Source organism: Marinobacter salexigens (assembly GCF_002806945.1).
Lineage (GTDB): Bacteria > Pseudomonadota > Gammaproteobacteria > Pseudomonadales > Oleiphilaceae > Marinobacter > Marinobacter salexigens.
The window spans coordinates 42790-55053 of sequence record NZ_NIHC01000004.1 but is presented as its reverse complement, the minus strand read 5'-3'; the positions used below and the strand labels follow the sequence as shown (position 1 = coordinate 55053).

At 54.2% G+C, this 12264-nt stretch carries 9 protein-coding genes and 3 tRNA genes; 6 read left to right on the top strand and 6 right to left on the bottom strand.

Going from position 1 to position 12264, the window contains the following annotated elements:
• Positions 1-14: 14 nt before the first annotated feature.
• The 5 genes from CDH47_RS08255 to CDH47_RS08235 all read right to left on the bottom strand — a co-directional run bounded on the left by CDH47_RS08255 (position 15) and on the right by CDH47_RS08235 (position 2463).
• Positions 15-90 (bottom strand) — tRNA-Val (locus CDH47_RS08255).
• 8 nt (positions 91-98) lie between these two features.
• A tRNA-Asp gene (locus CDH47_RS08250) sits at positions 99-175 on the bottom strand.
• Between the two features lie 69 nt (positions 176-244).
• A tRNA-Val gene (locus CDH47_RS08245) sits at positions 245-320 on the bottom strand.
• A 130-nt stretch (positions 321-450) separates the two neighbouring features.
• On the bottom strand, positions 451-1335 hold the full coding sequence (locus CDH47_RS08240; protein WP_100639412.1) for a DUF2846 domain-containing protein: 885 nt from the start codon (positions 1333-1335) through the stop codon (positions 451-453).
• 153 nt (positions 1336-1488) lie between these two features.
• Positions 1489-2463, bottom strand: coding sequence for a hypothetical protein (locus tag CDH47_RS08235; protein ID WP_100639411.1), 975 nt, complete (start codon positions 2461-2463; stop codon positions 1489-1491).
• Positions 2464-2852: 389 nt separating this feature from the next.
• On the opposite strand from CDH47_RS08235, the gene purE reads away from it, so the two are divergent.
• From purE to CDH47_RS08205, 6 genes are all read left to right on the top strand, one after another.
• Positions 2853-3344 (top strand): 5-(carboxyamino)imidazole ribonucleotide mutase, encoded by a 492-nt coding sequence (purE, locus tag CDH47_RS08230; protein WP_100639410.1) that lies wholly within the window; start codon positions 2853-2855, stop codon positions 3342-3344.
• Between the two features lie 178 nt (positions 3345-3522).
• Positions 3523-4647: a 5-(carboxyamino)imidazole ribonucleotide synthase gene (locus tag CDH47_RS08225; protein ID WP_100639409.1), complete on the top strand. Its 1125-nt coding sequence runs from the start codon at positions 3523-3525 to the stop codon at positions 4645-4647.
• Positions 4648-4738: 91 nt separating this feature from the next.
• Positions 4739-5317: a superoxide dismutase [Fe] gene (gene sodB / locus CDH47_RS08220; protein WP_100639408.1), complete on the top strand. Its 579-nt coding sequence runs from the start codon at positions 4739-4741 to the stop codon at positions 5315-5317.
• Between the two features lie 269 nt (positions 5318-5586).
• Positions 5587-7647 (top strand): putative bifunctional diguanylate cyclase/phosphodiesterase, encoded by a 2061-nt coding sequence (locus tag CDH47_RS08215; protein ID WP_100639407.1) that lies wholly within the window; start codon positions 5587-5589, stop codon positions 7645-7647.
• A gap of 23 nt (positions 7648-7670) precedes the next feature.
• Positions 7671-8258 (top strand): LemA family protein, encoded by a 588-nt coding sequence (locus CDH47_RS08210; protein WP_100639406.1) that lies wholly within the window; start codon positions 7671-7673, stop codon positions 8256-8258.
• An 11-nt stretch (positions 8259-8269) separates the two neighbouring features.
• Positions 8270-10273 carry a M48 family metalloprotease gene (locus CDH47_RS08205; RefSeq protein WP_100639405.1) on the top strand — a complete coding sequence of 668 codons (2004 nt, stop codon included), beginning with the start codon at positions 8270-8272 and terminating at the stop codon, positions 10271-10273.
• A 35-nt stretch (positions 10274-10308) separates the two neighbouring features.
• Here the strand turns inward: CDH47_RS08205 and gspD are convergent, their stop codons facing one another.
• Positions 10309-12249, bottom strand: coding sequence for a type II secretion system secretin GspD (gene gspD, locus CDH47_RS08200; protein ID WP_100639404.1), 1941 nt, complete (start codon positions 12247-12249; stop codon positions 10309-10311).
• Positions 12250-12264 lie beyond the last annotated feature (15 nt).

Below are 12264 nucleotides of genomic sequence, written 5' to 3'. Positions count from 1 at the left end.
CCCTTTTTAGTATCTGGTGGGTGGTACTGGGATCGAACCAGTGACCCTCGCCTTGTAAGGGCGATGCTCTCCCAGCTGAGCTAACCACCCAGAAAGAGTGGCGGAGCGGACGGGACTCGAACCCGCGACCCCCGGCGTGACAGGCCGGTATTCTAACCAACTGAACTACCGCTCCGCATAGATTCGGCATTAAGCCTGAATCCTGCACCAAACTCAAGGGTTCGATGCTTGCCTTGAAAGAAAGTGGTGGGTGGTACTGGGATCGAACCAGTGACCCTCGCCTTGTAAGGGCGATGCTCTCCCAGCTGAGCTAACCACCCACTATGACACCTTTCAAAGGCACTCACTTGAAATCGCTGATGTTGTCCGCAAACAGACTTCATTGCTCGACCAAGTGAGAGGCGCATTTTAAGCATTTGTTCGGCGGTGTCAAATCTTTTTCCTTAAACCCTAGAAAAACCACCACCCATCGGAATTTTCAGCTTCACGGCGCTCACGCTCCAGCTCCAGTTGGGCGTAGTCCTGCTCCAACTGCTGGATTTTTTGGTCTGCCTCCAAAGGAACTTCTGGGTCACCACCAAAAGGCCAGTACCAGGGTGCCGGCTCATACCGACCCTCACGGGCGAGTCGTTCCATTTCCAATTCACGCTCTTCTTCCAACAGCGCAATACGCCGCTTGTAGTCCGCATCCTCATTGGATTCAACAATCGAAACCGCCGCATGATTGGGCGCCAGAAAATCACTGTTCAGGAAATGGGTCGAAACTATCTCCTGCCCCTGCATAGCGTATTCCCGGGTCACCAGTTGCAGATCGCCTTGGGCCAGTGGGTGCTCAGGATCGAGCTCGGGGTGAGCCTGCGCGGGCTCAGACAGCTCGTTGTACCGCAGATAGTAAATACCACCTGGCTCAACGGTAAGCGTGGCGTCCGCAATCAGGCTAAGGCTGAACGAATTCAGCCCTTCAAGCCCCAGTAGCGGCCTGCGCATGGCAATATGGCGCTCACCGGGGCTAACCACCAACCAGGTAAAGCTATCATTCCGGATATTGAAATAATGGGAGTCATCAACATAAACACTGGGCGCTTCAATTTCATCGGCTGCCCATTCCGAGTGAGTACGGTAAAAATACAATACCGCGTGCTTGCGATCCCAAAGGTCATTATCAATGTGCACAAAATCATGACCAGACACCGGGTGCAGAAACGATCCGGTACTTTTGCCAATGGATTGATAAATCGTGCAGCCCGATGCAGACAACACCGATACAACCAACAGCACACGGAAGCAAAGCGAACGCAAGGTAGCAGGCTCAGAAAAAGACACAGGGGCTTTCATTTTTTGTTATCTCTTCATCCTTTGGTGAGTTGCCTGATCATAACAACTGCCAAGCGGGATAAATGAGAGCTACCGCAAGAGATGGATAACAAACTGTAACAAACCCGGGCGCCCTCATATGGTGTGACGCCCTCCCCTCAAACTAAAAACCGATTACTGCCCCTGAACCTGATTACGCAGCTGGTTAACCTCATCCGACAACCGCACAAGCCTTGAAGTAAGCTGGGCACGGGACGAATCAATTACCTGCACATCCCTCTTGATTGAGGCCAACTCACTCCTGAGTGCACGTTCCGTATCATTATCTGAAAGACCCGCCAGCTTCTTTTCCAGAACTGACAAACGCCCTTCTATACCACTGATCCCAAGCTTCTGCTCCTGCTCAAAGCGCCGTACTTGGCGCTCAACCACCTGATCAACATCCGCCAGCTGCTTACTCAAAACAGTCAACTGCTCCGTCGCCTGCCGGTTGGCTGTCTCAAGAGCAGCAACAGAGGTCTCCGTTTGTTTGGACAATGCCGCCACATCGACACTGAGCGACGCTCGAACCTTTTCAACCGTGGCCCCCATATCCGTTAATGCTTTTTTACTCTCCGTGAGCCCTGTTTCTGCAGCAGCAATCCGCTTCTGATGATCTTCCAGACGATTCTTGTTCCGCTCGTTAGCGACCACCCAAAGCTTTCGAATCTCGCTATCTGCAACATCCAGCTGCTTCTTCTGAGCCTCCAACTGCCCAGTCAACGAAGCACCACGCTCCTGCAGAGTCTCACCCGTCTCAGAAAGATCCCCTTCAAAACGCGCCAACGCCAACTTACTCTGCCGCGCCCAGTAATCTGCCTCCTCCAACTGCCCTTCCAGAATCTGAAGGCGCTGATTTTGGGAATACCACCCCGCCACCGAAGCAACAGCCACCGCAATCACCAGCAACCACAAAACAGCCAACCCCGACCGACCAGTACCGCCACCATTGCCACTACCGTTGCCTTTTCCCGGTTTCGGCGGCCTGGACTTCCCACCGTCACCCTCGGCGGATGATTTCGGCTTCTTCTGAACTGGTGTCTTCTTTTCCGGCGCACCAATAGGCCGCTCGGCTCTGAGCTCATCGTCATCTGGACGGATGGGTTCCATTACAACTCCTGGGTATGGGCGATTCATTTAACTAGCCCTGATAATACATGCACCTGCGAGAGGGTTGAAATGAAGAAGCCAAAAGATATGGATTTTGGGTTCCCACGCCAGGGATCGGGGTACGGCAGGGGCTTCTTTTCCAGGAATGTCGTAGGCTATGGATGGCCGGAGACAAGCGCACATGGGTGAAGCAAGCGTTTATGAAGCAGAGCTTCATGCGCAGCCGAACGACAGCAATCTGTGATTGCTGGCCGGACCCCGCAGGGGTGCTTGTAGCGGTTCCTGGAAAAGAAGCCCCTGCCGTGCCATGCACCCAAAGACCCTTCTTGCATGGCAGATAGCCAAAACATACAATGTCCGGCTTTCCAATTATCACAGGACAGTTGCGTATGCAGCCGCTTGTAGGACTTATCATGGGCTCCAAATCCGACTGGCCCACCATGGAACACGCCGCCAACATGCTCGAAAAACTCGGCGTGGCCTACGAAACCAAAGTCGTCTCAGCCCACCGCACCCCGGATCTGCTTTTCGACTACGCCAAAAGCGCCTCCGACCGCGGCCTGAAAGTCATCATTGCAGGCGCCGGCGGAGCAGCCCACCTGCCCGGCATGGTGGCATCGCAAACATCCTTGCCGGTACTGGGCGTCCCCGTACAGTCCAAAGCACTTAGCGGCCTTGATTCGCTGCTCTCCATCGTACAAATGCCCGGCGGCATCGCCGTAGGCACACTGGCCATCGGCAACGCTGGTGCCACCAATGCCGGTTTACTGGCCGCACAAATTATTGGCACCTTCGATGAAAGCGTGCGAAAAGCCGTAGACGAATTCCGAACAACACAGACCCAAACAATCCTGGACAACCCTGACCCACAAGAGCAGTGAATCCACGGGCCATTTCTGACTGCGCGGCAGGGGCGAGGCTTTACAAAACTGTGCGGAGCCATGGATGGCGGAGCCAAGCGTACACGGACGCATTCACAGCGTGTTTTGTAAAGCCTCGCCCCTGCCGCGCCAACCACCCAAACTTTGATCAATGCCCGACAACGGCAGGAGAATACAAATGAGAATTGGTGTACTAGGTGCCGGCCAACTGGGAAGAATGCTTGCCCTCGCCGGATATCCGCTGGCCAAAACCTTTGTTTTCTATGACATGTCCGGCAACCCCAGTGCCGGCCTGGGTGAAGTCATCGTTGATCGCGAAGGCAAACACCTCGACGACTTCCTGTCTCGGGTCGATCGCGTAACCTACGAATTTGAACACCTGCCCGTAGAAGTTGCCGAAAAGCTGGCAAAAGAAAAGCCGGTGCACCCCTGCCCCCGCGCCCTGCAGGTATGCCAAAACCGTGAAGCAGAGAAAACACTGTTCGGCGAGCTGGGCATCCCCACACCACAATGGAAAGTTGCCGACAGTGCCGCCTCCCTGAAAGCCGCTGCGGAAAGCCTGGGCTGCCCGGTAGTCGCCAAATCCAATACCGAAGGCTACGACGGCAAAGGCCAGGCCGTGCTGAAAACGCCTGAAGACGCAGAAGCCGCCTGGGAAAGCATTGGGCATCCGCGGCTGATGGTCGAAAAGTTCGTAGAGTTCAGCCGCGAAGTTTCCATCATTGCGGTACGTGGCGAGGATGGTCAACTGGCCTTTTATCCTATTTCAGAAAACACTCATCACGAAGGGATTTTGCGCTACGCCATTGCCCCTGCGCCGAAACTGGAAAAACACATTCAGGAAGATGCCGAGCTGTATATAAAAGCACTGTTGAACGAACTGAAGTACGTAGGCGTACTCACGCTAGAGTTGTTTGAAACAGCCAACGGGCTGGTGGCCAATGAGATGGCCCCCCGAGTTCATAACTCCGGGCACTGGAGCATTGAGGGCGCAATGACCAGCCAGTTCGAGAACCATATCCGCGCCGTTGGCGGGCATCCCCTGGGCAGCGTTGAGCCCCGCGGCCTTAGCTGCATGATTAACATCATCGGAGAGCACGGAAACATTGAACGCCTGCTTGAACTCCCTTACGCTCATGTGCACCTCTATAATAAAGGCGAACGGCCAGGCCGAAAGCTTGGCCACGTAAACGTTCTGGCAGACAGCTACGCAGAACTGGTTTGGCGGGTAAGAAATTGCGTGCAGTTTTTGCCCGGCAGCCCGGAATTCAGCAGCTCGTTAAGCAACAGCGATAAAGACTGAAATAGCCTTAGGGGTTGATATCGCTCAAATCGACCCTATATTAGAGCCGTGACATTCACTATAAACAGAGAGAACCAGGGAGAACGATCTCATGGCATTTGAACTTCCCGCACTACCTTACGAAAAGAACGCACTGGAACCACACATCTCTGCTGAAACCCTCGAGTACCATTACGGCAAGCACCACAACACCTATGTAACCAACCTTAACGGACTGGTTGAAGGTACTGACAACGCCAACAAATCACTCGAAGAGATCATCAAAAGCGCCAGTGGCGGTCTGTTCAACAACGCAGCCCAGGTGTGGAACCACACCTTCTACTGGCACTGCCTGAGCCCGAATGGCGGCGGCGAACCAACCGGCGCAGCTAAAGAAGCTATCGAGAAAGCGTTTGGCTCGTTCGAAAACTTCAAGAAAGAATTTAACGACAACGCCGCCAAAAACTTCGGTTCTGGCTGGACGTGGCTGGTCAAGAAGGCTGACGGCAGCGTTGCTATTGCCAACACCAGCAATGCAGAAACACCACTGACTGGCGCAGACAAACCTGTGCTGACTGTGGATGTTTGGGAGCATGCGTACTACATTGATTATCGTAACTCGCGCCCGAACTATCTGGAAGCATTCTGGAAACTGGTTAACTGGGATTTCGTTAACGAAAACCTGGCGTAATCAACACAGCCAGATTTCCGGATTCAGTCGGCAGCGGCTGAATCATAAAACGCCCGCTTTCTGCGGGCGTTTTTGCATAAAGATTGCTCCTAACTTACAAATTGAAACGCTTATATTCTGAAGTATCAGAAATAATTGCCGATAATTCTTACAGAGTAATTTAACCTGATTCATAATCTGTAACGTCGGGGCAATATCTTCCAAGCCGCCGACATGCAGCGGCTAACAAGTATACGGGCGCCTGTAAACCAGGCTAAAGACGGACCTGAATGCAGAAATCGTTTAAGGTAGAAAATCGCCTGGGTTACCGAATTCTTCGGTGGATCCTTGCCGTCGCGTTAGTCAGTGGTGTGATTGTCAGTGCCATTCAGGTGGCGCTGGATGCACGGCGCGTGTCTGAGAACCTCGACAATCAGGCCAAGCAAACCATTGCCATGGTCAAAGATGCGGCCACTCAGGCAGTTTTCAGCATAGATGCCAGCCTGGCAGACCAGGTGATTGATGGCCTGTTTGCCCGGGACGACGTACACCTGGCCCAGATCCTTCACACCAATAAAGAGCCCTTGAGTAGCAGCACGCGCCCTATGGTTGAGAGCGCTTTCAGCCCATTGATTAATTTTATTTTTGGCAAAGAGCGCCGGTTCCGTACAGAACTGACCCGCAATGGCGATTCCAGCACCGTTTACGGATATTTCGTTGTCCACTACGACACAGTTCCAGCAGCCCACATGTGGCTAAGCCGCGCCATGGTTACCCTAACGTCAGTAGTGGCCACGGCCGTCATTCTTGGCATGGTGCTGTACTTTGTCTTCTACATGCTGCTCACTCGCCCACTGTTGCGCATTGTGCGCTCCGTAAAACAAGTTAATCCTGAGCTCCCGGACGACCGCCTGGTTGCAACACCGGCAGGCCATGAAAATGATGAACTCGGCCTCTGGGTAAGCGCTACCAACACCCTGCTTGTCGCCATTGGTGAAAGCCAGAAGCGCCACCGCGAAGCCGAAGACAGAGTCAACCGGCTTGCTCGCTATGACCAGCTTACCGGCCTCCTGAGCCGTGACAGTTTCATGGAGCGCCTACAGACCGATATAGACGAATCAAAACGCAACAACCGGATGTTGGCTGTCATCGTTTGCGGCATCGATGACTTCAAGTCTATCAACGATCAATGCGGCTTTCGCGCAGGGGACTTTACCCTCCAAACCATCGCAGACAGGCTCGTCAACACGCTCAATGGATCACGCTTCACAGTCGCACGCCTTGGCGGCGACCAGTTTGTTATTGTTGAGAAAGGGCTGAAGGACGGCTTCCAGGCCGCCGATACCGCCGAAGCTATTCTCGCCGGGGTAAATGAAACCATGGTAGTGGAAAACCTGAGCGTTGCTCTCACAGCAACCCTGGGCATAGCACTTTACCCTTCCGATGCCATCCAGCCAGACAGATTACTGCAGAGCGCAGAGCAGACCATGATGCTGGCCAAACAAAAAGGCCGGGATCACTTCCAGTTTTACGTAGCCAGCATCGATCAGGAGATTCGCGATCGCAAACACCTGGAAAAGGATCTGCTCGATGCCCTGGCTTTGAATCAGCTACACCTTGTTTACCAACCCCAGGTAAACCTCGAAACCAAAAGGGTTATCGGCGCTGAAGCGCTCCTCCGCTGGGAGCATCCGGTGCGCGGTCTGGTGCCGCCGGACTACTTTATTCCCGTGGCAGAAAGCAACGGTAGCATTGTTGAGATTGGCCAGTGGGTTCTTGAACAAGCCTGCCTGCAGGCCAAACGGTGGGCAGATAAAGGGCTGCCTTTACGCATTGCCGTTAACCTGTCGGCAGTGCAGCTGCATCAGGATCGCATTGTGGATGATATTCTGGACACGCTGCAGCGCCATGATATTCCAGCTGGCCGCCTGGAACTCGAGGTAACTGAAACCAGCTTTATGACAAACTTATCGGACGCAGTGGCAAAGTTGCACACCCTGAACCAGGCAGGCATCAGCATTGCAGTGGATGACTTTGGCACAGGTTACTCGTCCCTTACCTACCTGAAGAAAATGCCGGTACAGCACCTGAAAATTGACAAGCAGTTTATTCGCGACCTGCTTGTTAACGAAGAAGACACCCGAATTACCAATACCATCATTGACCTTGGCAAAAGCCTCAATCTGACGGTTGTTGCCGAAGGCGTGGAAACGGCTGAGCAGGAGTATTACCTCACCCAACGCGGTTGCAAACTGGCACAGGGGTACTTCTTCAGCAAACCACTGCGTACCGCAGATTTTGAGACATTTGTTCAGGGTTTTCACCAGCAAACAGTCGAAAATAACGCCTGAACTACCACCTCACAGGAGTTGCTATGGGTACCACTATCATTGGCCTGATTGTTATTGCCGTTGTGGCATTCTATCTGGTTTCTATCTACAACCGTCTGGTGTCCTTGCGCAACCAGTTCAAAAATGGCTTTGCGCAGATTGATGTGCAACTCCAGCGCAGGCACGATCTGATTCCCAACCTGGTCGAAGCCGCCAAAGCCTACCTGAGCCACGAGAAATCAACGCTCACACAGGTTATGGAAGCCAGAAACAACGCCGTCAGCGCCCAGAAAGACGCCGCCAAAGACCCGGGAGACGGCACAAAAATCCAGCGTCTTGGCGGCGCTGAAAACCTACTCACCAAAGCCCTCGCCAACTTTTATGCCGTGGCAGAAAACTATCCGGACCTGAAAGCCAACGAAACCATCCAGCAGTTGATGGAAGAGCTTTCCAGCACCGAAAACCGCGTATCTTTTGCCCGCCAGGCCTATAACGATGGTGTAATGAGCTACAACATCTTCCGCGAGCAGTTCCCAAACAACGTGATTGCCGGCATGTTTGCCTTCAAGGAAACGTCCCAACTCGAGCTTGAGTCGCCAGAGGCCCGCCAGGTGCCAAAAGTGGCCTTTTGAGGCCCTGAAATATGGCTCACCGCGGTTTTTTCCAGCGCCAGGCCAGTGCCCGGCGCAACACCAGCCTGCTGGTCTTTTTATTCCTCGCAGCGGTCGTACTGATCACCCTGGCGGTCTGCCTTGTGGGTTATTTCGTAACCCGCAGCGAAACCTCTGGCCAGCCCTTTCATTACTGGCTGGTTTCCAGCCACGGGTTGATTACCGCTTCGGCTGTCATTTTTCTCATCTGCATGGGCTCCCTTATACGCTGGGTGGATCTTGCCGGCGGAGGAAGCCGTGTAGCCAAAATGGTTGGCGCTCGCCCTATTGATCCTGATACCCGCGACAGCGACGAGCGAATACTGCGCAATATCGTGGAGGAAATGGCCATTGCCAGCGGCGTACCCGTGCCAGAACTCTACATTATGGACAACGAGACAAGCATCAATGCCTTTGTGGCGGGCTACACGCCCGGCTCTGCCATGATGGTGGTTACCCATGGGTCAATCACTCAACTGACCAGAGATGAGCTTCAAGGCGTTGTGGGGCACGAATTCAGCCATATCTTTAATGGTGACATGCGCCTGAACGTTCGCCTTATCGCTTTGCTTTCAGGCATCCTGATGATTGGGCAAATCGGCGGCTTCCTTCTTCGTGCCTCATTTTACGGCAACGGTCGAACGACAGGACGAAATCGGGATGGGCGTGCTCAGGCGGCCATGGGTATTATTGGCGTGGCACTGTTCGTAATCGGCTACGTGGGGGTATTTTTTGGGCGCCTCATTCAGGCGGCCGTTTCGCGCCAGCGAGAAAATCTTGCCGATGCCTCTTCGGTGCAGTTTACCCGCAACCCGGACGGAATTGGCGGCGCCCTGTTCAAGATTGGGCTCAGGGGCAGCTATCTGGACACCACCGGCCATGCCAGTGATATGAACCACATGTGTTTCGGGGAAGCCACGCGCATGAAGTTCGCCTCACTTCTCGCTTCCCACCCCCCAATTGAACAACGCATTAACGCCATCCAGCCCGGGCTGATGGCCCGACTGAAAAGCCGCCTCCGCGATACTGAGCCCGGCGCTGATTTGCGCTCGGCAACCTCAGGGTACTCCCCGGCAGGTGCATCGGGCATAAAAACTACAGCAAACGACCTTTACGGGAGTCCCTCTGGCAGAAGAACATCCCTGTCTGGCTCTGCAGTGGCCACGTCGGCCGCGGCCCCGGTGAACATGCAAAAGCTGTCTGAGCGCGTTGGAACCATCAGCCCTGAAGGGGAAGACTTCGCTATCAAGCTGCTGCAACAACTGCCTGCCACCTTTCGCGGCTTGCTTTACACCCGGGCAGGAGCCATTCAGCTTTGCTATGCGCTGCTTATCAGCGATCTGAACCCGAAAGAACAAACCGCAAGGCTTGGATTACTTCCCGATCACGCCTTATTTGGCCCGCAAAACGACCTGCTGGCAAAACTGCTGCCATCACTTCAGAAGATTGGTGAAGCGATCCGCTTCCCGGCTCTGGAACTGGCTATGCCCGCCCTCAGAAAACTGGACCCAGAGGAGCGCGCTGAACTGATTCGCTGTGTAAGAGTGCTGGTGAATGCCGACAACCGCGTTACTTTGTTTGAGCTGGCACTGACCAGCTTTCTTTCCCGGCATCTCGGGGTTGATTCTGCCCGTGCAATACCCGTGCGCCACCGCAGTTACAAAACGGTGATGCCCGCACTGCAAAAATTGCTGAGCCTTTTGGCCCGGGCCGGAACCGGTAACACTCAGACAGATGCGGAAGCCCTGTACCATGAGGCCATGGCCGGCTTTGCCAGCAACGGCACAAAGCACCCATTGCTTCCCAAGGTGTCCATGCGGGAGCTTCAGGAAGCTCTGAAAGCCCTCAACGGCCTTTCGCCACTGCTGAAGCCCGCAGTCATCGACGCCTGCGGGCACTGCATTACCTACGATGGGGTGATTGAAGCGAGAGAATACGAACTCATGCGGCTAGTGGCAGATCAAATGGATTGCCCGATGCCGCCTATGGTGGTTTGAAGTGAGCTGGCCGGCGTAGTACTTAGCCAGCCGGATCACTCACCCTCAGGATTGAACAGAACATTCACACCCGGATCTGATGTCACTACCGGCAGATCCAGTTTTTTACGAATATCCAGATTGACCTTCCAAAGTTTATTAAACTTATCGGATGTAACAGCAACCGCCTCGGTCTTACCCAGCATGATCTTCGGGCGTAAAAACACCAGCAGGTTGCGCTTTACGTGGCGTTCATTTTCAGATGAAAACAAGCGGCCCAGATAGGGAATATCGCCCAGCAAGGGAACCTTGCTCCTGCTGACCATGTAATCATCACGGGTAAGGCCGCCCAGCACGATGGTTTCGCCATCATCTGCCAGTACCGTTGTCTTGATTTCACGTTTATTTGTAACAATATCCGATGCATTATCAATGCTGTCAGCAACGCTTTCCGTGGTTTGCTCAACCACCAGTCTCACAAGGCCATCGGCACTGATGGTTGGCGTCACCTTGAGGGTCAGGCCGATATCGCGGCGCTCAATGGTGGTAAAGGGGTTGGTGGTGCCGTCGCCCGCGACAGTGGACTGACCAGTCCGGAAGGGAACATTCTGGCCTACAATAATTTCCGATTCCTGGTTATCCAGGGTGATGATGCTCGGTGTCGAAAGCAGGTTGGCCGCTGCAGAGGTAGAGAGTGCCTGCAAAAGAACGCCCCAACTCACACCATTTTCATTTCTCTGGCCGGCACCCACGGTAACACCCCCTACCGCCGGCGAAATGACGGACTCCGTCAGTATTGCGTTGAGCACATCGCCCAGGCTTCGTCCCACGTTACCAAAGTTTGTTCCCATTACCGGAGTCGAGCCCCGGGATTCATCACCCACCGCAATCTGAACGCCAAGATCCTGTCCCAGCTCATCGCTGATCTCCACAATCGCAGCTTCAATCAGCACCTGGGCACGGCGCACATCCAGCGCAGCAACAATTTCTTCCGCCTCCTGCATCAGGGACGGCTCTCCACGAACCACCAGTGCATTGAGCCCCTCATCTGCAAACACCGCAAAATTACTCTGGGGCTTACTGCTGGCACCACCACTGGAGGCCCCACCTGCCCCTTCTTTGCTGAGCTCACCCATCACGCCTTTCAGTAACTCCGTAAGGGTTTTTGCGTCTGCGTGCTTGAGGCGAATAACCTTGGTTGCTCCGCCACTGGCAGAGGGCTGGTCCAACTGGCGGATCAGGCCGCGCATTTTGCCACGGAAAGATTCATCTCCCCTGAGGATCAGGCGATTACTGCGCTCATCGGCAGTCACACTGTACTTTCTTGCGGTATTATCATTGCCGCGGCCCAGCTCATCCGGCGCCAGCTCTTGCAACAGAGCCACCATATCGCCCACCCAGGCTTCCTGAAGCTTGATCACCTCCACCTCGTACTTCGAGGGGCTGTCCAGCTCCCGAACAATCTGCTCCATGCGTTGAATGTTGGAGGCATGGTCACTGATAATCAGCGCATTGGCTGCAGCCACACCGGCCAGATGGCCATACTTTGCCACCAGCGGCCGGAGAATGGGCACAAGCTCAAGGGCACTGGCGTTGTTAATCTGGATAACACGGGTGATGAGTTGCTCTGAGGGAACACTCGGAAAACGCCCCAGCACTTCAGCGGACTGCTTCGCGTCCACCTGCTGCACAACCTTGATGACTTCCTCACCGGGAATGGCCGTAAAACCATGCACGTTGAGCACCGCAAGAAACAAGTCGTAGATTTGATCCTTGTTCATCGGTGCACTGGAAAGAACAGTGACCTTGCCCTTTACCCGGGGGTCCACCACAAAACTGTAACCGGTAATGTCTGCAACCTGAGTGACAAAAGCGCGTATGTCTGCGTCTTTGAGATTCAGCCTCCATGTTTCATCCTGGCCGTGCGCCACCGACATCAGCGGGAGAAGAACAAGCAGAGCCAAGGCCCGCAAAAAGTTGGTCTTGTGGTTATACATCTGGCGATTTCTTCC